Source organism: Mesorhizobium sp. WSM4887 (genome assembly GCF_029625865.1).
Taxonomy (GTDB): domain Bacteria; phylum Pseudomonadota; class Alphaproteobacteria; order Rhizobiales; family Rhizobiaceae; genus Mesorhizobium.
The window spans coordinates 185,332-204,714 of sequence record NZ_JARTVP010000008.1 but is presented as its reverse complement, the minus strand read 5'-3'; the positions used below and the strand labels follow the sequence as shown (position 1 = coordinate 204,714).

The following is a 19,383-nucleotide window of genomic DNA, read 5'->3' as shown; positions in this document are numbered from 1 at the left end:
GAAGCAATAGAGGATTTCCAATGGCTGATCCCATTCGCAACTACCAGACGTCCGCCGCCTCCGGCGCGCGCGTCGATATCGATCAGGGCCTGCGGGCCTATATGATCAAAGTCTATAATCTGATGGGGCTTGGCCTGCTCATCACAGGCCTTGCCGCCTGGGGCGCATTCCAGCTTGCCGTCACCGGCGACGGCCAGCTCACCGCCTTCGGCCAGCTCATCTATGCTAGCGCGTTCCGCTGGGTCGTTATCCTGGCGCCTCTCGCTGCCGTGATGTTCCTGTCCTTCAGGATCCAATCGATGAGCGTGGCTGCGGCGCAGACCACATTCTGGGTTTATGCCGGCCTTGTCGGCCTGTCGCTGTCGACGATCTTCCTCGTCTACACCGGCACCAGCATCACCCAGACCTTCTTCGCCACGGCCGCGGCCTTCGGCGGGCTGTCGCTCTACGGCTACACGACCAGGCGCGACCTGAGCGCGTTCGGCTCGTTCCTGATCATGGGCGTGATCGGGCTGCTGATCGCGATGGTCATCAACATCTTCCTGGCGTCGTCGGCGCTGGCCTTCGCCATCTCGGCGATCGGCGTGCTGGTGTTCGCGGGTCTGACCGCCTACGACACGCAGCGCATCAAGGAGATGTATTTCGAGGGTGACGTCGCGGATGTCGCCGGCCGCAAGGCGATCATGGGCGCGCTGCAGCTCTATCTCGACTTCATCAACCTGTTCATGTTCCTGCTGCAGTTCATGGGCGACCGCCGCTAAACGGTAGCCGTCCGGCTGGACCATAGACTTCGGAAAGGGCGACCCAACGGCCGCCCTTTCCTTTTGTGCGCTCCTCTGCTGATATTGAGGCAACAGGAAGAACTGCACAAATTATGAGCAACCTGGCGATCAGAGCCGCTACTGCGGCCGACCTCGACCGAATAACCGAAATCTATGCGGACGCGGTCACGCACGGTACCGCAAGCTACGAACTGGAGCCGCCCAGCCGCGCCGAAATGGGCGATCGATTCGACAGTTTGGCACGAGGCGGCTTTCCCTATCTTGTGGCTGAAAGGGACGGCGTCGTGCTCGACTACGCCTATGCCGGACCGTTCCGGCCCCGGCCCGCCTATCGCTTCACCGTCGAGGACTCGGTCTATGTGGCGCCCGAGGCCAAGGGCCAGGGCATCGGTCGCCTGCTGATGCTGGCGCTCATCGAGGCGGCGCGCCTGGCCGGCTTTCGCCAGATCGTCGCGGTGATCGGCGACGGCCATGCCGACAGCGCCTCGGTGCGCCTGCATGAGAAGCTCGGCTTTCGTCACTCCGGGCGCCTGGAAGGCTCGGGCTACAAGCATGGGCGCTGGCTGGACACCGTGTTCATGCAGCTGCCGCTCAATGGCGGCGCGGAAGTGCCGCCGGATCCGGAGTCACTGCCGGAGCGGAGATTTCGCGGCAAATTGGACAGTTAAGCTTCGACCAGCTTCAGCTTGGGATCGAAGACGCCGAGCACGCGGCCGAGTTCCTGGCCGCGCTTGAGGATGCGCCCGCCGGCGGCGATGACGGCGAAGGCGCCCTGTCGGCGCGCCAGTTTCGGGTCCTTGACGATCTGGAACAGCGGCACTTCGCTGGCGCGGCGGAAGACCGAAAAGACAGCGCGATCGGAAAGATGGTCGATCGCATAGTCGCGCCATTCATTGGCCGCCACCATGCGTCCGTAAAGCCTTAGGATCTGGTCGAGCTCGCGCCGGTCGAAGCGCACCGGCTGGTCGAGGCGTGCGCTGCGCGCCTCATGCAGCGGGATCAGTATTCCGGATGCTTCCCCATCCTCCGTCCCGCTGCTGTGATCAGTCATGCCGCGATCCTTCGATTGAATCTTGCGCCGGCCAAGGTTCGCGCTTTCGCGGCGGAATTGCAAGGGCCGGCGAAGCAGGCTTGCGGTCCGCCGTTTCCGAAAGGTCCAGTCACGTTTGCAAAACGCGTGTTGGAATTGGTGATGCTCTGCCACATTGTCGCCACAAATTATCCGCGCTCATGCCCCAATGTCCGACGAGTTTACCCGCGTTGCCTGAGACGGTTCGGTCCGGCACCGGCTCGTAAACCCCAAGCCCCCCGCCCACGGGTCAGCGTCGGATCGAACCAACCTCGGTTTTTCCTTGGAAAAATCAGGTGCGACGATCCCAAAACCTGAATAACCGGCGTCAGAAGCAAGCTGACGCCGGTTTTTTCATGCCTGTCCGCTCTGGCCCGCCGGCCCCTGTCTCGCGGCCCGGCGGGCGTCATCACAATGCACGATCAGGGAAGAGAGCTGGAACCGCTGCGCTGGATGAGCGACCAGTCCTAAGGAGCGCATACAGGATCTCATCGCGCCAGATGCCGCCGACACGCAGATGATCACGCAGTAGGCCTTCGCGCCCGAATCCGAGTTTCTCGACCAATTTGCGCGACGGGGTGTTGTTGGGATCGATGAACGCCTGCAGACGGTGCAGGCCGAGATGGTCGAAACAGAAGTCGAGCATCGCCGAGACAGCCTCGGTGGCCATGCCCCGGCTCTGATATGCGGGGTTGATGAAATAGCCGATGGCCGCACGCTTGTTGCGGATGTGGCCATCGTGATAGCTGACGAGGCCGAGGCAGCGGTCAGTCTCAATGTCGGCGACCGCCAGTGCCGATGGTAGGACGGGGTGCAGGCGACATATCTGAGCAGGGTGCGCTCGGTCTCGGTCCGCTTGGTGTGGACTGGTGCGTTCCAAAACCGCATCGCCTCCGGGTCGGCAAAGCATTCGTGCATCGCATCCGTGTCCTCAGCCCTGAACTGACGCAGGCGTAGCCGCGTCGTCAGGAGAATCGGGTGCGGCTCGGGTCGCTTTGCCTTGGATGCTCTGCTTCGTGGGCCCCGGCCGGCTTTCGTCGGCGATCAGGTTTTGTCAGCGGAGCCGTCAGAGCCGGTCAGGCTTGCGGATGAGCGCGGCGCCGAGAATCGGTCCCGGGACGCCGTCTTTGCCGACGGACTGCAGCAGCACGGCACAGCCGCCCTTCTTCGCAATCTCCGTCATCGGCAGCTCGTAACGCTGCGCCTTGCCGTTCCACATGCCGGCGATCTGGATGTCGGAAACGGCGTTCCAATAGGTCATGTTGCGGCCGCTGTTTTCGCCCTGGCCGATCTTCACCATCTGCGGCGGATCGAAATAGACGATCACCACATGGGCGTCGGTCGGCCCATTGCCGGCATCGCCGGCGTCAATCATGACCCGATCGCTGGTGCGGCTCACCTTGATGCCGACCCGCATGCCCTCGCCGGTCCTGTCCATGCGGGCCAGCGCGCCGTCTATCTCCTTGCGATTGGCGCCGTTGACATGGCTGCGGCCGTTGATGACGGCTTGCGGGGTATAGACCGAACGGCTGCCAAAGGCGCGCATATAGTCATACTGCCGCTCGGTGTTCTCTTTGTTGCTCAGCGTGTCCTGCCAGCCCAGATAGTCCCAGTAATTGACGTGATATGCGAGCGCGACGACATTTTCCTTCGCCGCCAGCTCGGCGAAGAATTCATCGGCCGGCGGACAGGAGCTGCAGCCCTGGCTGGTGAACAACTCGACGACGCCCAAAGGCTTTTCAGTCTGCGGCTTGCCGGTCGCGACTTTCTCAAGCTCGGCTGCTGAGGCCACGCGGCTCAACGCCGTGAGGACCAGCGCAACTGCCGTAAGCCGCAATGGTCCTCGCAATGCCATGACCGTTCCAATTCCCGCCGGTCACGCCGGCCTTGTTCTGGTTGCTAAAATATGTGGCAGAACGGACAGTCAACGGGAAGTCACGTTGCGGTGAAATTTTGTCGCCGCGACCGTAGGTAAGGCGGCGACAGGAGGGGCCACTGCATTCTTCGAACCGGTTCGATTTTCGGGACCGCATCGCCGCGAAGGGGTAAGTTTGCTGCTGCCGGAGGATTTCTATTGCGCGCCAATCGGACTTGGACTTTGAGCCGGGCGGAGAATGCTTGGCCTGCCGCAGTTTAACTAGGACGTCAGTAGGCACCAGGCAGTGGGAAAATCTCCCCCTGCCTATGCCTACCGCCTATTCCCTGTCGCTACGCAGCCAAATCGCGCAGCACGTATTGCAGGATGCCGCCGTTCTTGAAGTAGTCGAGTTCGTCCAGCGTATCGATGCGACAGATGATCGGCACGTTCTTCAGCGTACCGTCGCCATAGGTGACCTTGGCCGTCATCTTCTGGCGCGGCTTGATGGCATCCAGGCCGTCGATCTCGACCAGCTCGTCGCCCTTGAGGTTGAGGGAAGCCCATGAGGTGCCGTCCTCGAAGACGAAGGGGATGACCCCCATGCCGACCAGGTTCGAGCGGTGGATGCGCTCGAAGGACTGGGCGATGACGGCGCGGACACCAAGGAGGTTGGTTCCCTTGGCTGCCCAGTCGCGCGAGGAGCCGTTGCCATATTCGACGCCGGCGAAGATGACTAGCGGCACGCCTTCCTTCTTGTATTCCATGGCCGCGTCGTAGATCGACATCTCCTCCTTCGAAGGATAGTGGATCGTGTAGCCGCCTTCGCGGCCGTTCTCGCCCAGCATGTGGTTGCGGATGCGGATGTTGGCGAAGGTGCCGCGCATCATCACCTCATGGTTGCCGCGCCGCGTGCCGTACTGGTTGAAGTCGGCGACGCCGACGCCGTGCTCGGTGAGGTACTTGCCTGCCGGCGAAGCCGCCTTGATCGAGCCGGCCGGCGAGATGTGGTCGGTGGTGATCTTGTCGCCGAAGAGACCAAGCACGCGCGCGCCCTTGATGTCGCCGACCTTGCCGAAGGCGCGGCCCATGCCGGCGAAATAAGGCGGGTTCTGCACATAGGTCGAATGATCGTCCCAGGCATAGGTCTGGCCTTCCGGCGCCTTCACCTTCTGCCAATATTCGTCGCCCTTGAAGACGTCGGCATATTTGCGGGCGAAAAGCTCGCGCGTGACGTTCTTCTCGATGAACTCCTGGATCTCGGCCGAGGTCGGCCAGATGTCCTTGAGATAGACCGGCTTGCCGTCGCTGCCCTCGCCGAGCGGCTCGGTGGTGAGGTCCTTGGTGACGGTGCCGGCCAGCGCATGCGCCACCACCAGCGGCGGCGAGGCGAGATAGTTCGCCTGGACGTCCGGAGAAACCCGGCCTTCGAAGTTGCGGTTGCCGGACAACACCGCGGCAGCAATCAGGCCTTTGTCGTTGATGGTCTTGGAGATCGGCGCCGGCAGCGGGCCGGAATTGCCGATGCATGTGGTGCAGCCGAAGCCGACCAGGTTGAAGCCGATCTGGTCGAGTTCCTTCTGCAGGCCGGATTTCTCGAGATATTCGGCGACCACCTGGCTTCCGGGCGCCAGCGAGGTCTTCACCCACGGCTTCTGCTTCAGGCCGCGCCGGTTGGCATTGCGAGCCAACAGGCCGGCGCCGATCAAGACGCTTGGGTTAGAGGTGTTGGTGCACGAAGTGATGGCGGCGATCACGACGTCGCCATGGCCGAGATCGTGAGCGGTGCCTTCGACGGCGTAACGCTTCGAGATCTCGACGGCCTTTTTGTACTCGGTCTCCATCGCCTTGGCGAAGCCGGCGGGAATATCCTGCAGCGCGACGCGGCCTTCCGGGCGCTTCGGGCCGGCCATCGACGGCACGACGTCGCCGAGATCGAGCTCGAGCAGATCGGTAAAGACCGGATCGGCCGAGCCGGCGTCGCGCCACATGCCCTGCGCCTTAGAATAGGCCTCGACCAGCGCGATGCGGCTTTCCTCGCGGCCGGACATTGTCAGATAGCGGATGGTCTCGCTATCGACCGGGAAAAAGCCGCAGGTGGCGCCATATTCCGGCGCCATGTTGCCGATGGTGGCGCGGTCGGCCAGCGTCATGTTGGACAGGCCTGGGCCGAAGAACTCGACGAACTTGCCGACGACGCCCTTCTTGCGCAGCATCTGGGTGACGGTGAGCACGAGGTCGGTGGCGGTGACGCCTTCCTTGAGCCTGCCGGTGAGGCGGAAGCCGATCACCTCCGGCAGAAGCATGGAGACCGGCTGGCCAAGCATCGCGGCCTCGGCCTCGATGCCGCCGACGCCCCAGCCGAGCACGCCCAGGCCGTTGATCATGGTGGTGTGCGAATCGGTGCCGACACAGGTGTCGGGATAGGCTGTGGTCTCGCCCTCTTCCGCGTTGGTCCACACCACCTGTCCCAGATATTCGAGATTGACCTGGTGGCAGATGCCGGTGCCCGGCGGCACGACGCGGAAGTTGCGGAAGGCCTGCTGGCCCCACTTCAGGAACTTGTAGCGCTCCTCGTTGCGCTCATATTCGAGCTCGACATTGCGGGCGAAGGCCATCGGCGTGCCGAATTCGTCGACGATGACGGAGTGGTCGATGACGAGATCCACAGGCACCAACGGGTTGATCTTTTCCGGATCGCCGCCGAGCGCCCTGATGCCGTCGCGCATGGCCGCGAGATCGACAACGGCCGGAACGCCGGTGAAATCCTGCATCAGCACGCGCGCCGGGCGGTAGGCGATCTCGACGCCGGCAGTGCCCTTGTCGGTGAGCCATGCCGCGACCGCCTGGATGCTTTCCTTGGTGACCGAGCGGCCGTCTTCGTTGCGCAGCAGGTTCTCCAGCAGCACCTTCATCGAATAGGGCAGCTGGGCAATGCCGCCAAGGCCGTTTTTCTCCGCCTCTGCGAGGTCGAAATAGACATAGTCCGCGCCACCCACGGTCAGGGTGCGGCGGCAGTTGAAACTATCGAGGGATTTCGTCACGGCGATCCGTCCTTGTCTGTTCAGCCTGAAAGGGAACGGACGCCGTTGGCATGCAATCACGCGCAAAGGTGCGGGTACGGCCATTTCCGCTGTCCGCTCCCGAGCAACCCGAGCCGTTGAAGGCGGCGCGTGCGCTGGTTCGGCGCTAATTCTGTTCCCGCGCCGACCGCTGGCACGGATGAACCGCATATAGAGAATTTTCTGGAATAGTTCTAGACAGTCGAAAAGCAAATTTGTGCGATGCGGCGGCGGCCGCGAAACGGTGCTTTCGGGACGGGCAAGGATGCGGCTGATCGCCGAAAATCTGGGCGGCGAGCGCGGCGGCGAGACGGTTTTTTCCGGCATCGAATTCGCCCTCGAAAGGGGCGAGGCGCTCGTCGTCACCGGGCCGAACGGCGCCGGCAAATCGACGCTTTTGCGGGTCATCGCCGGCTTGCTGCCGCCGGCCGAAGGCAAGGTGAAGGTCGAGGGCGGCGGCGACGAGTTTCCATCGGTCGCTTCGGCCTCGCACTATCTCGGCCATCTCAATGCGATGAAGACGGCATTGAGCGTCGAAGAAGACCTGGGCTTCTGGCGCGCCTTCCAGGGCGAGGCTGGTTTGAGCGTGGGGCAGGCGCTGGAGACGGTCGGATTGGATGGGCTCGGGCACCTGCCGTTCGGCTACCTTTCGACCGGGCAAAAGCGGCGCGCGTCGATCGCGAAGCTCCTGGTCAGCCGCCGGCCGGTCTGGCTGCTCGACGAACCGACCGCTGGGCTGGACAAGGCTTCGGAGGAACGATTCGCGGGATTGATGAGAGGGCATTGCCGAGAGGGAGGCATCATCGTGGCGGCCACGCATTTGCCGCTCGGGCTCGAGGGAGCAAAGACGTTGAGGATGGGTGACTGATGTCGGCGCGAGGCACCCCTGGGCGAAGGCATATCAAGTCATGCTAGCCCTTTTCCTCCGCGATATCCGCCTCTCCATCCGCGCCGGCGGCGGCGCGCTGATCGGCGTCATCTTCTTCCTGGCGGTGATTGCCACGATCCCGTTCGGCGTCGGGCCCGACCTCAACCTGTTGTCGCGCATCGGTCCGGCGATCCTGTGGATCGCCGCCCTGCTCGCCTGCCTGCTTGGGCTCGATCGCCTCTTCCAGGCCGATCGGGAGGACGGCTCGCTCGATCTTCTGGTGCTCAACAGCGACCGTCACATGCTGGCGTTGACGGTGCTGACCAAGTGTCTGGCGCATTGGGCGGGCAGCGTGCTGCCGCTGGTGATCGCGGCACCTTTGCTCGGCCTGTTCATGAACATGGAGCCGCTCGGTATCGGCGCGACGGCATTTACGCTTCTTGTCGGCACGCCGGCCATAACCTTCATCGGCGCCGCCGGAGCGGCTGTGGCTGTGGCGCTGCCGCGCGGCGGGCTCTTGATCTCCGTGCTGGTGCTGCCGCTCACCATTCCGGTGCTGATCTTCGGCGTCTCGGCGAGCTATGGCGCGGTGGCCGATCCCGCGCCGTTCCTGCAGCCCTTCCTCATTCTTGCCGCGCTGACGCTGTTTCTTGCCGTGGTCGGACCGCTGGCCGCGGCGCTGGCGTTGAGGCACGGGACGGATTGAGGCGCTGGGGCGTTTCTCAACTGCGGCGCCGCGCCTGATTGCGCGGCATGTGCCGCAGAGTTAAGGGAAGGCATGGTCGAACGGATTGGCATGGCAGGCGCGGAAGGTGCGCAGATGGAGCGGCTGATATGAGCGCGCATGCTCTCTATGTCGCCGCCGCCTATGCCATCAGCGCGATCGTGCTCGTCGGGCTGATCGCCTGGATCCTGCTCGACCAGCGGGCGCGCAAGCGTGAGCTCGCGGCGCTCGACGCGGCCGGCGTGCGGCGGCGCTCCGACAAGGCCGGGACGGCGAAGCCGTGAGCGCGGAAACCGGAGCCCCGGCATCGCCCCGTCGCCGCCTGTTCGTGCTGCTTCCGCTGCTGGTATTCCTGGGCTTGGCGGGGTTGTTCCTGTCGCAGCTTTTGTCCGGCCGCGACGAGTCTGAAATTCCCTCGGCTCTGATCGGCCTGCCGGCGCCGCAGACGAACCTGCCGCCGCTCGGAGGCTCGAACCTGCCGGGGCTGGACTCAAGATCCTTCGCCGGCAAAGTGACGCTGGTCAACGTCTTCGCATCTTGGTGCGCGCCGTGTCGGGAAGAGCATCCGGTGCTTCTGGCGTTGTCGCAGGACAAGCGGTTCACGCTTGCCGCGCTGAACTACAAGGACGAGCCGGCAAACGCCCGTCGCTTCCTTGGCGATCTCGGCAATCCCTACCAGGCGATCGGCGTCGATCCGGCCGGGCGCGCGGCGATCGACTGGGGCGTCTACGGCGTGCCGGAGACCTTCGTCATCGGCAAGGACGGCAAGATTGCCTACAAGCATGTCGGGCCGCTGACGCCGGAATCGGCGAAGGATTTGCTGTTGCCGCAGATCGAGAAGGCCCTGGCGGTTTCGGGTTAGGCGCCCCTTGCGTCGTCATTCCAGTGCGAGGCAAGGAGCGAAGCGACGCGGCGCAAAGGCCGGCTCGACAGGCCTCGGACTCAACCGTAAATCTGCTTGTGGATCTGGTAGAGCATCTCGGAGCGGTCGGCACGCAGATCGGCGAGATCGCGGCTCGACAGGTTCTCGATTTCTGCGACGAGACGATTGTAGTGGCGGCGCTTGGCGAGGTTGGTGCGAGCGCGGGTGACGAGGTTATCGAAGATCATGACGAGGTTCCTTCTGAGTTATTCCTCCCTGATCGATTGCGAGAATGACATAGGAATGGTGCATTGCAAAAGAAAGATGTTGCAATGCACCATTGCAAGCAGCGCATAGCCGGTTAATGGCGTCTTAGCCCCTCCACGCGTCAACATGCCGTGAGAGGCATCCGCGATCTTGCCTTCTCCGCTCTGTGCTGGCTTGATCGCGCGTCTTTTGATTGCCGGGAGGGAAAGCATGACGGCCGCTGACTATGAACTTCTCGATCCGCGTTTCTCGCGGCTGTTCAACGCCAATGAGCGGGTTGAGAAGCTGTTCACCGGGTGCCGGTGGGCGGAAGGCCCGGCCTGGTTCGCCGCCGGCCGCTACCTCGTCTGGTCCGACATCCCCAACAACCGCATGCTGCGCTACGACGAGACCGATGGCAGCGTCAGCGTCTTCCGCCAGCCGTCCGGCAATTCCAACGGCAATACCGTCGACCGGCAGGGCCGGCTGATCACCTGCGAGCATTCGGGCCGCCGCGTCAGCCGCACCGAGCATGACGGTTCGGTCACCACCATCGCCGACAAATGGCGCGGCAAGCGGCTCAACTCGCCCAACGACGTCGTCGTCCGTTCCGACGGCTCGATCTGGTTCACCGATCCCGCCTACGGCATCGACAGCGATTATGAAGGCGACCACGCCGAGAGCGAGGTCGGCGCCTGCAATGTCTACTGCGTCGACCCCGGCACGGGCGAGATCGATGCCGTCATCACCGACATGGTCAGGCCCAATGGGCTCGCCTTCTCGCTCGATGAAAGCCTGCTCTATGTCGCCGACACGGGCCGCACCCATGGCGCCAAGAACCCCGCGCATATCCGCGTCTTCAATGTCGGCAAGGCCGGCAAGAAGGTCTCGGGCGGCAAGGTCTTCGCCGACTGCACGGCCGGCCTGTTCGACGGCTTCCGGCTGGACGAAAGCGGGCGCATCTGGACGAGCGCCGCCGACGGCATCCATTGCTACGATCCGGACGGCACGCTGATCGGCAAGATCAAAGTGCCGGAAGTCGTCGCCAATTGCGTCTTCGGCGGCGCCAAGCGCAACCGCCTCTACATCTGCGGCACCACCTCGCTCTATGTGGTCTGGCTGATGGTGAATGGGGCCAAGACCTATTGACCGGCAACGGCGTCAGCGGCCGCGGATAAAGCCGGCGAAAGCCCGAACCGCGTCGCGCATCGCCTGCCGACTGGTCGGCTCAGCCAGGATTTCTTCCACCTCCGGCGGCTTCTTGCCGAGCAGCGCGATCTCCAGCGCGCTCTCTTCGTAAAGCGCGAAGGACATCGTGCGCATGATCTCGGCAAGGGCGGCGCGGGCAAAGAGCGACCGCGGCGAGGCGTGCACCAGCAACGCCGGCTTGCCGACGGCGGCGTCGCGCGACACCAGCCAGTCGAGCCCGTTCTTCATGCCGCCCGGCACGCCATGGGCGTATTCGGGACAGGAGACGATGACGCCATCGGCGCGGGTGACGGCCTCGATCAGGTATCTTGCCTCACACGGCGTGCGCTCGCCCTCTTCATCCGGGTTGAAGATCGGCAAGCGGCCGAGCCCGTCATAGACGGTGACGCGGCAATCCGCGGGCACGTTGGCGGCAAGCGCCGCGACAAGGGCCGAATTGGTCGAGGCGGCGCGCAGGCTGCCGGATATGGCGAGGAGGTTCAGCAAGGGTGACGGGGCGGTTCGGACGAATCGTGCCCGGGAGCCTACCACATGGTCTGCCGGTAATCGTCGTCCAGTTCGCGGTCGATCTCGCCGGCGCTCTCTGTAAGCGCCAGCTGGTCGCGGATGATCTGGCCGAGCGTCGGCAGGCTCGCGCGGTCATACCAGGTCTCCGGCTCCCACAGCTCGGAGCGCATAAAGGCCTTGGCGCAGTGCATGTAAGCGGCCTTGACCGTCACCACGATGACGCTCAGCGGCTCCTTGCCGTCGACGGCCAGGCGGGCGCGCAGTCCGGCGTCGATGGTTATGTGGGCTTCGCCGTTGACGCGCAGCGTCTCGTTCATGCCGGGAATGAGGAAGAGCAACCCTACCGACTGGTAACGAACGATGTTTTCCAGCGTGTCCAGCCGGTTGTTGCCTGGACGGTCAGGGATGGCGATGGTGGAACTGTCGAGGATGGCGGTGAAGCCGGGCTTGTCGCCCTTCGGGGTCACGTCGGCATTGCCGGCGCCGTCGGAGGAGCCGATCAGCACGAATGGGCTCTTGCCGATGAAGGAACGGCAGTGGCCATCGAGCGCCTTGAGTTCCTTGCGGATCGACCCGTCGGTCGGCCGCGGCGTCTTGTAGATCGTCCTCAACTCATCGCGCGTGGTGAGGAATTCCATGCCGCCCCCTCCCGGAACCTGCTCTATTTACTCGCCTGCTCTTCCTTGGTTTTTTCCTCCAGCGAGTGGCGCATGATCAGCGGCATCTGGCTGAAGGTGAAGAGAAGCGTGATCGGCATGATGCCCCAGACCTTGAAGGTAACCCAGGCATCCGTTGAAAAATTCCGCCACACGACTTCATTGACGAGGGCCAGGAAGAGGAAGAACAGGCCCCAGCGGAAGGTGAGCTTGCGCCAGCCTTCGGCATCGAGGCTGAAAGCCGAGTCGAAGACATAGCCAAGCAGCGACTTGCCGAAGAAAAGGCCGCCGAGCAGCACGCCGCCGAACAGCGTGTTGACGATGGTCGGCTTCATCTTGATGAAGACGTCGTCCTGCAAATAGAGCGTCAGCGCGCCGAAGATAAGGACGACGACGCCCGACACCAGCGGCATGATCGGCAAGGTGCGGGTGAGCAGCCACGAGGCGATCAGCGCCAACGCGGTGGCGGCCATGAACAGGCCGGTGGCGACGAAGATCGGGCCGCCGAGCTCGGCCAAGGCCGGAAATTTCTGCGCCAGCCATTCGCCGCGCGCATTGGCGAAGAAGAAGACCAGCAGCGGCCCGAGCTCGAGCACCAGCTTGAGCGGGGGGTTGATGCCCTCCTTCTTCTGTTTCTGCGGGTCGGACGGGTCGCGTTCGAGGATGTTCATGGAAGTCCTTGTTGTCCCGAAAGTCGGCGCTTTTGGGATCGTTCAAGCAACGCCGGCGATCGCTCTGGCGAATTCGCTGGCCGAGAAGGGTTCGAGGTCGTCGACCTGCTCGCCGACGCCGATAAAATAGACCGGCAATCTATGCTTGGCGGCGATCGCCACCAGAATACCGCCGCGCGCCGTGCCGTCCAGCTTGGTCATCACGAGGCCGTTGACGCCGGCGACGTTGCGGAAGATCTCGACTTGGCTGAGCGCATTCTGACCGGTGGTGGCGTCGACGGTCTGCAGCACGGTGTGCGGCGCCTCCGGATCGAGCTTGCCCAGCACGCGCACGATCTTTTCCAGCTCCGCCATCAGCTCGGTCTTGTTCTGCAGGCGGCCGGCCGTGTCGATGATCAGCACGTCGGAGCCTGCCTCCTTCGCCTTCTCGAAGGCATCGTAGGCGAGGCCGGCGGCGTCAGCGCCAAGCTTGGTGGCGATGACCGGCGACTTCGTGCGTTCGCCCCAGATCTTCAGCTGCTCGATGGCGGCCGCGCGGAACGTGTCGCCGGCCGCCAGCATGACCGAAAGCCCGCCTTCGGTCAGCTTGGCCGCCAGCTTGCCGATGGTCGTGGTCTTGCCGGTGCCATTGACGCCGACGACCAGGATGACATGCGGCTTGTGGCTGAGATCGAGCTCGAGCGGCTTGGCGACCGGGGTCAGGACTTTTTCGACTTCCGCCGCCATCACGGCGCGGACCTCCGAGTCGGAAACGTCCTTGCCGTATCGGCTTGAGGCGAGAGAATCGGTGACGCGCAGCGCCGTCTCGACGCCAAGATCGGCGCGGATCAGCACATCCTCCAGATCCTGCAGCGTGTCTTCGTCCAGCTTGCGCTTGGTGAAGACGCCGGCGATGTTGCCGGTGAGCTCGCGCGAGGAACGGGCAAGCCCGTCGCGCATGCGCTGGAACCAGGACCGCCGCTGCGCCGGCTCCGGTGCCTTCTGCGGCTCGGCCTTCTGCTCGACCTTTTTGGCGACCGTCACCTTGCCGGCAGAGGGGGTCGGCGGCGGCGCGGGAATGGCTTCCGGCTCGGGCGCAATCTCGGCAAGGATCCGCCCCGGCTCGACCGGCGCAGCCTGGCGAATGGGAGGCAGGGCTTCCGCCGGCGGAGCCGGCTCCGGTGGCGGCAAATCCTCCGCAGGCTGACGCTGCGCCTCACCCTCATCCTCTCCCCGTGAAGAACGCGGAGAAGGGGGCGTCGGCGTTGGCGCTTCTTCCTTCTGCCCGTCACTATACGGGGAGAAGGTGCCGGCAGGCGGATGAGACGCGGCGCCGACCTCTAAAGATGGCTCGATAGAAGGTGCCTCGCCCGGTGGAACTTCGATCGGCGCTGGCGCCTCGGCCGGGACTTCGCTGGGCGTCGTCGGCACTTCGACAGGCCCTGGCACCGGCTGCGGCTCCGGACGCGAAGGCTCGATCTCCGGCTCGGCCGGCGCGGGTGCAGGCACCTCCTGCGGTGCCGGCGCGGGCACCGGCTCAGGTGCAGGTTCGGGCGGAGCAGGCACTTCCTCGGGTGCAGGCGGCTGCGGCTGCTCCGGGGCGGGCCGCGGCTCTTCTTCCGGCTGGGGCTGCGGCAGCGGCTCCGGCTCGGATGGAACAACCGGCTCCGGTGCCGGCGGGATGACGGGTTCCGGCGCCGGCGGAATGTCCGGTGGGGGTTCGGTCTTCGGCTCCTCGGGAACCGGTTGTGGCGCAGGTCCTGCCTCCCCCTCGATGGGGGAGGTGCCGAGCGCAGCTCGAGGGTGATTGGCGCCGGCGTCGGCGCTGCGGGACGCAGGCTCCTGCTCGGTTTCCGGTTTCAGCGCCTCGAGCGCGTCCCATTTGATCGGCGGCAGGGGCGCGGTCTCGTCGACGCGCTCCTCGACGACTTCCTTCTTGCCGAACGAAAATATCTTCTTGAAGAAACCAGCCATACGTCTTGCAGTCTCAGGCGGCTTGCGCGGCGAGCGGCGCCGCGATCAGCCGGGCGCCGTCATGGCCGGTGACAACCGCCTCGACGATCTCACCCGGCTGTCCAACGCCAATCGCGGCAAGCGTGAAACCTTCGGTGCGGCCGAGCCCGTCGCGCTCGATCAGGATCGACTGCCGCGTGCCTGCAAGGGCGGCCAGATGGCGGCGATAGGCGGCCTCGCCGGCGGCGCGCAGCCGTGCGGCGCGCTCTTTCACCACCTCGCGGCGCGGCTGCGGCATGCGCGCGGCGGGCGTGCCCTCGCGCGGGCTGAACGGGAAGACGTGAAGATGCGTCAGGCCGCATTCCTCGACGATTTTCTCCGAGTTTTTGAACATCGCCTCGGTCTCGGTCGGGAAGCCGGCGATGATGTCGGCTCCGAAGACGATGCCGGGACGGAGCTTCCGCACGTCCTCGCAGAAGCGGATCGACTGATCGCGCAAATGCCGCCGCTTCATGCGCTTCAGGATCATGTCGTCGCCCGATTGCAGCGACAGGTGCAAATGCGGCATCAGCCGAGGCTCGGTGGCAATCGCGTCGAGCAGCTCGTCGTCGGCTTCTATGGAATCGATCGACGACAGCCTCAGCCGCTTCACCTCGGGCACCTGGCGCAGGATCGTCTTCACCAGCTTCCCAAGTTTCGGGCTGCCCGGCAGGTCGGCGCCGAAGCTGGTCATGTCGACGCCGGTGAGCACGATCTCGGCATAGCCATTGGCTGCGAGACGCTTGACCTGCTCGACCACGGCGCCCATCGGCACCGAGCGCGAATTGCCGCGGCCGTAAGGAATGATGCAGAAGGTGCAGCGATGGTCGCAGCCATTCTGCACCTGCACGAAAGCGCGCGCCCGGCCCTCGATGGCGTCGACCATGTGGCTCGCCGTCTCGCGCACCGAGAAGATATCGTTGACGCGCGCCTTCTCGGTATCGTTGACGCCGAAGTCCGGCAGCGCGCGGTAGGAGTTCGCCTTGAGCTTCTCCTCATTGCCGAGCACCAGGTCTACCTCGTCCATGGCGACGAAATTCTGCGGCTCGGTCTGCGCGGCGCAGCCGGTGACGATGATGCGCGCTTCAGGGTTCTCGCGACGGGCCTTGCGGATCGCCTGCTTGGCCTGGCGCACGGCTTCGGCGGTGACGGCGCAGGTGTTGAAGATGACGGCGCCGCCTTCCAGCGCGCCGAGGCCGGCGCTCTCGGCCTCGCGGCGCATCACCTCCGATTCATAGGTGTTGAGGCGGCAGCCGAACGTGACGACGTCGATACCGTTGCCGATAGGCCCTTCGGGCGCCGGGCCCTTCTGAAGAGCGGACATCAGGCGGCGCTTTCGGTGTCGCGGGCCCAGGCGCCGGTCGACGGGTCGAAGCTGCCGGAAAACTCCCATTCGGCCGCGCCGGTCAAAATGACGTGATCGTCGTCGCGCCACTCGACATTGAGCTCGCCGCCGCCGGGCGTGATCAGCGACACGCTGCGGCCGGTGCGCTTGGTGCGGGCGGCAGCCACCACGGCGGCGCAGGCCGCGGAGCCGCAGGCCTTGGTGAGACCCGCGCCGCGCTCCCAGGTGCGGATGATCATCATCTCGGGCGAGGTGACCTGGGCGATGGTGATGTTGGCGCGCTCGGGAAAGATCGGATGGTTCTCGAGCAGCGGACCGAATCGGTCGAGCTCGTAGGACCAGACGTCGCGATCAACCCAGAAGATCGCGTGCGGATTGCCCATCGAGACGACCGAAGGCGAATGCAGCACCGGCGCATCGATCGGGCCGATCTGCAGTTCGATCATGCGAGTGTCGCGGAACTCCTCGGCAAGCGGGATCTCCTGCCAGCCGAAACGCGGCTTGCCCAGGTCGACCGAGATCGAGCCGTCGGCATGTTCCTGAGCATTGAGAATGCCGGCGCGGGTTTCGAAGGTGAAGGTCTTTTGGCCGGTCTCGGCCGCAAGCGCCTGCACGACGCAGCGCATGCCATTGCCGCAGGCCTGCGCACCGGTGCCGTCCGAATTCAAGATGTCAACGTAATAAGCAGTGCCGGTCGTGCGCGGATCATGGATCGCCATGATCTGATCGAACTTGGTCGCCGCGTCGGCATTGAGGGCAATCGCCGCGGCTGCCGTCACCTTGTCGGCACGGCCGCGCATATCGGCGACGATGATCTCGTTGCCGATGCCGTTCATCTTGGCGAATGGGGCAGTGCCTGCCATCTAACCGGTCGTTCCAATTCCGTTTGGCGCTATATGGCGGAAACGGGCGGGAATTACCAGTGCAACGCGACTCCCGGCCAGGACGCGGCTCTGGCCTGCCGCGGCGAATATGCGGGCTAAGTCACGGCGAAGACGCCGAGCACGATCAGCAGGAAGATGATCAGCACAATACCGATCAGGATGCGGGCACCTGTGGCGGCGGCGCCGACCAGCGCGGGCATGCCAAGCAGGCTTGCCGCAGCGGCAACGATAAGAAGGATGATGATCCATTTGATCATGGAAGGCTCCGAGGCGGATTTGCGTTGTGCAACCAACGCGTTTGCCCGGGCTGGGTTCCTTGGCCAGGCGGCGGCACATCCCATGCTTCGCCCGGGCGCATGGCGCGAAAACGCTCCGGCGAAATGCCTTCGGCCGCCAATGCCTCGGCGAGCTTTTGCGCAGGCTCCTCGATCGGTTCGTCGGTGAGCTGAAAGGTGCCCCAGTGGCAGCCGGCAGCATGGACGGCGCCGCACAGCCTCATGCCCTGGACGGCTTCCGCCGGATTCTGGTGCTGCGGGGCCATGAACCAGCGCGGCTCATAGGCGCCGATCGGCAGGATGGCCAGCCGAAACCAGCCATGCTTTTCCGCCATTCGGCGGTAGTTGGTGCCGCCGTGGAAGCCCGTGTCGCCGGCGAAATAGACCTTGCCGCCCGCCGTATCGATGACGAATCCCGCCCAAAGCGCCATGCGGCGGTCGCGCCCGCCACGCGCCGACCAGTGATGCACCGGCTCGATGTGGATGATGCCGTCGCTGGCGACTTCGACGCTGTCGCCCCAATCATGTGCCGACACGCGCATGCCGGGCACGGCAGTGCCGATGATCGCATCGTTGCCGAGCGGCGTGATCACCATCGGGTCGTGGCTTTGCTTCAGCCGCTTGAGGGTCGCGAGGTCGAGATGGTCGTAGTGGTTGTGACTGAGCAGCACCAGGTCGATCGGCGGCAAGTCGCAAAAGGCGATGCCCGGCGCGTTGACCCGCTTCGGTCCGGCGGAGCCGAAAGGCGAGGCACGCTCGGACCAAACCGGGTCGGTCAGGATATTCAGGCCGGCTGTCTGGATGAGCAGCGAGGCGTGACCCACCATGGTGAGCCGAAGCGCAGCGCCTTCGATCCGTTGTTCGGGCTTCGCCTGGGGATATGGGCTCGGCCAGGCCGCCGGCCATTTCGAGCGCCCACCGCTCAATTGCCACTTCAGCAAATCGGTGAAGCGCGCCGGCGGCCTGCCCTCGGGATTGAAAAAGAGGCTACCGTCGAAATGATCGCTGAGTGGGCCGCTATAGTAGCGGTTGGCTGCTCTTGTTCTTGCGGCCATCGTTTCTCCGCCCACTCCCTGTCGCTTGTCCTGAAATAAGAACGCCGCCGCCTGGCGCAAGCATTTTGCTGGGGAATGCCAAGGGCCAACGGTCTGCTTCGACTAGGATCGACGATGTGGAGGAACAACACCGTGGCGAAGAAGCGGACCGGGACACCGTGGATGAAGGCCGAGGATTTCGGCCGCTCGCTGCCGCATGGGCTGGGCGTCAACTTGCTTGTCACCGACATGGCGGCGATGGAGGCTTTCTGCCGCGATGTGCTAGGCGCGCGCATCATCTATGCCGACGAGGATTTCGCGGCCATCGAGCTGCTGGGCTCGATCTTCATGCTGCATGCCGACCATTCCTATCTCGACAATCCGATGACCGGCGTCTTTGCCGGAGCCGAAACGCGTGGCGCCGGCATCGAGCTGCGCCTCTATGGCGCCGATCCGGATGCGGTCGAAAAAAAGGCGGCAGCACTCGGCCACATCGTGTTGGCCGGTTCGATCGACAAGCCGCATGGCTTGCGCGAATGCTATATCGTTGGTCCGGACGGGTATCTCTTCGTGCCCAGCGCGCCGCTGCAAGCCTGAAATTTCAAGACGTTACGGTCCAATTTCTCGACTGGCGCCCCGGTAAGGAAGGCCGTCGCGACAAATTTGCAACACCAGCTCCGAAAACCCTATTTTAACCATATCGGGTTGAAATTCTGCCACCTTCGCCATCTTGGTGAAGCGAGTGTTTACGCGGACGGCGCCCCCACCGGATCCGACGGAGGTTGGAATGACTTTTTCGAAGACTGGCCTTTTGGCCGTATCGCTGGCCGCGCTCGTTGCGAGCGGCTGCTCGACCTCGCGCTTCTCATCGATGGACGATCAGCAGCCGGCGCCGCTCACGCCGGCGCCCTCCGGCACGGTGACGCAGAACCAGCTGCCGCCGCCGGCTGCTCCGGGCACCACCGACCCGTCGCAATTCCCCACCGCGCCGAAGAACAGTCAGATGGCTTCGCTGCCGCCGGACGGTTCGGCGCCCACGGGCGCCGCGGACCTGACCGCGGCCAGCGTCGCCGGCGTCTGGAATGTCAGTGTCTCCGGCCAGAGCTGCAAAGTGGCGACGCCGCAGACCAAGTTCGGCGCCGGCTACCGCGCCGGTCCGCTGCATTGCCCGGCTCCGATCGACGGCATCAAGTCGTGGAATGTCGCCGGCAAGCAGCTGACGCTCTACGACGAAAACGGCGGCACGCTGGCCAGGCTCTATTCCTCCGGCGGCGAAAAGTTCGACGGCCAGACTTCCAACGGCCAGCCGATCTCGCTTACAAGGTAGGGCGGACCCTCCCCTATTGTTTCACGCAGTTTCGGA

The 19,383-nt window shown here is 64.5% G+C and carries 22 protein-coding genes; 9 read left to right on the top strand and 13 right to left on the bottom strand.

The annotated features are described in order from the left end of the window. The first annotated feature begins 20 nt into the window (after positions 1 to 20). Together P9230_RS24710 and P9230_RS24705 are read left to right on the top strand one after the other, a co-directional pair. Entirely contained in the window at positions 21 to 761 is a 741-nt protein-coding gene (locus P9230_RS24710) for a Bax inhibitor-1/YccA family protein (RefSeq protein ID WP_095782725.1), read from the top strand. Between the two features lie 113 nt (positions 762 to 874). After that, the gene (locus P9230_RS24705) at positions 875 to 1,450 is read left to right on the top strand and encodes a GNAT family N-acetyltransferase (RefSeq protein WP_278120952.1); all 576 of its coding nucleotides are present in this window, start codon (positions 875 to 877) and stop codon (positions 1,448 to 1,450) included. Here the strand turns inward: P9230_RS24705 and P9230_RS24700 are convergent. From P9230_RS24700 to acnA, 4 genes are all read right to left on the bottom strand, one after another. After that, on the bottom strand, positions 1,447 to 1,833 hold the full coding sequence (locus P9230_RS24700; RefSeq protein ID WP_095779977.1) for a DUF2794 domain-containing protein: 387 nt from the start codon (positions 1,831 to 1,833) through the stop codon (positions 1,447 to 1,449). The genes P9230_RS24705 and P9230_RS24700 overlap by 4 nt on opposite strands. A 427-nt stretch (positions 1,834 to 2,260) precedes the next feature. Beyond that, complete coding sequence (locus tag P9230_RS24695) at positions 2,261 to 2,731, bottom strand: GNAT family protein (protein WP_278120951.1); 471 nt, start codon at positions 2,729 to 2,731, stop codon at positions 2,261 to 2,263. A 186-nt stretch (positions 2,732 to 2,917) separates the two neighbouring features. Beyond that, positions 2,918 to 3,706 (bottom strand): thioredoxin family protein, encoded by a 789-nt coding sequence (locus P9230_RS24690; RefSeq protein WP_066991763.1) that lies wholly within the window; start codon positions 3,704 to 3,706, stop codon positions 2,918 to 2,920. Between the two features lie 353 nt (positions 3,707 to 4,059). Next, complete coding sequence (gene acnA, locus P9230_RS24685; protein ID WP_067323680.1) at positions 4,060 to 6,750, bottom strand: aconitate hydratase AcnA; 2,691 nt, start codon at positions 6,748 to 6,750, stop codon at positions 4,060 to 4,062. 283 nt (positions 6,751 to 7,033) lie between these two features. On the opposite strand from acnA, the gene ccmA reads away from it, so the two are divergent. The 4 genes from ccmA to P9230_RS24665 all read left to right on the top strand — a co-directional run bounded on the left by ccmA (position 7,034) and on the right by P9230_RS24665 (position 9,222). Beyond that, on the top strand, positions 7,034 to 7,636 hold the full coding sequence (gene ccmA, locus P9230_RS24680; RefSeq protein WP_278085949.1) for a heme ABC exporter ATP-binding protein CcmA: 603 nt from the start codon (positions 7,034 to 7,036) through the stop codon (positions 7,634 to 7,636). Between the two features lie 40 nt (positions 7,637 to 7,676). Next, entirely contained in the window at positions 7,677 to 8,342 is a 666-nt protein-coding gene (gene ccmB, locus P9230_RS24675) for a heme exporter protein CcmB (protein ID WP_095779955.1), read from the top strand. Between the two features lie 128 nt (positions 8,343 to 8,470). Next, positions 8,471 to 8,644, top strand: coding sequence for a heme exporter protein CcmD (gene ccmD, locus P9230_RS24670; RefSeq protein WP_278051806.1), 174 nt, complete (start codon positions 8,471 to 8,473; stop codon positions 8,642 to 8,644). Then, positions 8,641 to 9,222, top strand: coding sequence for a DsbE family thiol:disulfide interchange protein (locus tag P9230_RS24665; protein ID WP_067323672.1), 582 nt, complete (start codon positions 8,641 to 8,643; stop codon positions 9,220 to 9,222). Before ccmD ends, P9230_RS24665 begins: the two co-directional genes overlap by 4 nt. A gap of 80 nt (positions 9,223 to 9,302) precedes the next feature. On the opposite strand, the gene P9230_RS24660 is transcribed toward P9230_RS24665, so the two are convergent. After that, positions 9,303 to 9,470, bottom strand: a complete 168-nt coding sequence (locus tag P9230_RS24660) for a hypothetical protein (RefSeq protein ID WP_082953829.1) — start codon at positions 9,468 to 9,470, stop codon at positions 9,303 to 9,305. A 229-nt stretch (positions 9,471 to 9,699) separates the two neighbouring features. On the opposite strand from P9230_RS24660, the gene P9230_RS24655 reads away from it, so the two are divergent. Next, positions 9,700 to 10,617, top strand: a complete 918-nt coding sequence (locus tag P9230_RS24655) for an SMP-30/gluconolactonase/LRE family protein (RefSeq protein WP_278120950.1) — start codon at positions 9,700 to 9,702, stop codon at positions 10,615 to 10,617. 12 nt (positions 10,618 to 10,629) lie between these two features. On the opposite strand, the gene P9230_RS24650 is transcribed toward P9230_RS24655, so the two are convergent. The 8 genes from P9230_RS24650 to P9230_RS24615 form a co-directional block, all read right to left on the bottom strand. Continuing rightward, positions 10,630 to 11,163, bottom strand: a complete 534-nt coding sequence (locus P9230_RS24650) for an NADPH-dependent FMN reductase (protein ID WP_278120949.1) — start codon at positions 11,161 to 11,163, stop codon at positions 10,630 to 10,632. Positions 11,164 to 11,201: 38 nt separating this feature from the next. After that, on the bottom strand, positions 11,202 to 11,822 hold the full coding sequence (locus P9230_RS24645; protein ID WP_278120948.1) for a pyridoxamine 5'-phosphate oxidase family protein: 621 nt from the start codon (positions 11,820 to 11,822) through the stop codon (positions 11,202 to 11,204). 23 nt (positions 11,823 to 11,845) lie between these two features. Next, complete coding sequence (locus tag P9230_RS24640; protein ID WP_066991739.1) at positions 11,846 to 12,511, bottom strand: septation protein A; 666 nt, start codon at positions 12,509 to 12,511, stop codon at positions 11,846 to 11,848. Between the two features lie 42 nt (positions 12,512 to 12,553). After that, positions 12,554 to 14,464: a signal recognition particle-docking protein FtsY gene (ftsY, locus tag P9230_RS24635; RefSeq protein WP_278120947.1), complete on the bottom strand. Its 1,911-nt coding sequence runs from the start codon at positions 14,462 to 14,464 to the stop codon at positions 12,554 to 12,556. A gap of 13 nt (positions 14,465 to 14,477) precedes the next feature. Beyond that, entirely contained in the window at positions 14,478 to 15,806 is a 1,329-nt protein-coding gene (gene mtaB / locus P9230_RS24630) for a tRNA (N(6)-L-threonylcarbamoyladenosine(37)-C(2))-methylthiotransferase MtaB (protein ID WP_278120946.1), read from the bottom strand. Continuing rightward, the gene (dapF, locus tag P9230_RS24625) at positions 15,806 to 16,690 is read right to left on the bottom strand and encodes a diaminopimelate epimerase (RefSeq protein WP_278120945.1); all 885 of its coding nucleotides are present in this window, start codon (positions 16,688 to 16,690) and stop codon (positions 15,806 to 15,808) included. The genes mtaB and dapF overlap by 1 nt, the downstream gene beginning before the upstream one ends. A 116-nt stretch (positions 16,691 to 16,806) precedes the next feature. Then, the gene (locus tag P9230_RS24620; protein ID WP_278120944.1) at positions 16,807 to 16,968 is read right to left on the bottom strand and encodes a DUF1328 family protein; all 162 of its coding nucleotides are present in this window, start codon (positions 16,966 to 16,968) and stop codon (positions 16,807 to 16,809) included. Beyond that, positions 16,965 to 18,041 carry an MBL fold metallo-hydrolase gene (locus P9230_RS24615; protein ID WP_278120943.1) on the bottom strand — a complete coding sequence of 359 codons (1,077 nt, stop codon included), beginning with the start codon at positions 18,039 to 18,041 and terminating at the stop codon, positions 16,965 to 16,967. Before P9230_RS24615 ends, P9230_RS24620 begins: the two co-directional genes overlap by 4 nt. A 132-nt stretch (positions 18,042 to 18,173) precedes the next feature. On the opposite strand from P9230_RS24615, the gene P9230_RS24610 reads away from it, so the two are divergent. Together P9230_RS24610 and P9230_RS24605 are read left to right on the top strand one after the other, a co-directional pair. Continuing rightward, positions 18,174 to 18,617, top strand: a complete 444-nt coding sequence (locus P9230_RS24610) for a VOC family protein (protein WP_245322415.1) — start codon at positions 18,174 to 18,176, stop codon at positions 18,615 to 18,617. 190 nt (positions 18,618 to 18,807) lie between these two features. After that, complete coding sequence (locus tag P9230_RS24605) at positions 18,808 to 19,347, top strand: protease inhibitor Inh/omp19 family protein (protein ID WP_095779966.1); 540 nt, start codon at positions 18,808 to 18,810, stop codon at positions 19,345 to 19,347. The last annotated feature ends 36 nt before the right edge of the window (positions 19,348 to 19,383 follow it).

Coding starts and splice junctions, on each gene's coding strand:
- P9230_RS24710 (WP_095782725.1), top strand. CDS start 21: ATGGCTGATCCCATTCGCAACTACCAGACGTCCGCCGCCTCCGGCGCG.
- P9230_RS24705 (WP_278120952.1), top strand. CDS start 875: ATGAGCAACCTGGCGATCAGAGCCGCTACTGCGGCCGACCTCGACCGA.
- P9230_RS24700 (WP_095779977.1), bottom strand. CDS start 1,833: ATGACTGATCACAGCAGCGGGACGGAGGATGGGGAAGCATCCGGAATA.
- P9230_RS24690 (WP_066991763.1), bottom strand. CDS start 3,706: ATGGCATTGCGAGGACCATTGCGGCTTACGGCAGTTGCGCTGGTCCTC.
- ccmA (WP_278085949.1), top strand. CDS start 7,034: ATGCGGCTGATCGCCGAAAATCTGGGCGGCGAGCGCGGCGGCGAGACG.
- ccmB (WP_095779955.1), top strand. CDS start 7,677: ATGCTAGCCCTTTTCCTCCGCGATATCCGCCTCTCCATCCGCGCCGGC.
- ccmD (WP_278051806.1), top strand. CDS start 8,471: ATGAGCGCGCATGCTCTCTATGTCGCCGCCGCCTATGCCATCAGCGCG.
- P9230_RS24660 (WP_082953829.1), bottom strand. CDS start 9,470: ATGATCTTCGATAACCTCGTCACCCGCGCTCGCACCAACCTCGCCAAG.
- P9230_RS24655 (WP_278120950.1), top strand. CDS start 9,700: ATGACGGCCGCTGACTATGAACTTCTCGATCCGCGTTTCTCGCGGCTG.
- P9230_RS24645 (WP_278120948.1), bottom strand. CDS start 11,822: ATGGAATTCCTCACCACGCGCGATGAGTTGAGGACGATCTACAAGACG.
- P9230_RS24640 (WP_066991739.1), bottom strand. CDS start 12,511: ATGAACATCCTCGAACGCGACCCGTCCGACCCGCAGAAACAGAAGAAG.
- ftsY (WP_278120947.1), bottom strand. CDS start 14,464: ATGGCTGGTTTCTTCAAGAAGATATTTTCGTTCGGCAAGAAGGAAGTC.
- mtaB (WP_278120946.1), bottom strand. CDS start 15,806: ATGTCCGCTCTTCAGAAGGGCCCGGCGCCCGAAGGGCCTATCGGCAAC.
- dapF (WP_278120945.1), bottom strand. CDS start 16,690: ATGGCAGGCACTGCCCCATTCGCCAAGATGAACGGCATCGGCAACGAG.
- P9230_RS24620 (WP_278120944.1), bottom strand. CDS start 16,968: ATGATCAAATGGATCATCATCCTTCTTATCGTTGCCGCTGCGGCAAGC.
- P9230_RS24615 (WP_278120943.1), bottom strand. CDS start 18,041: ATGGCCGCAAGAACAAGAGCAGCCAACCGCTACTATAGCGGCCCACTC.
- P9230_RS24605 (WP_095779966.1), top strand. CDS start 18,808: ATGACTTTTTCGAAGACTGGCCTTTTGGCCGTATCGCTGGCCGCGCTC.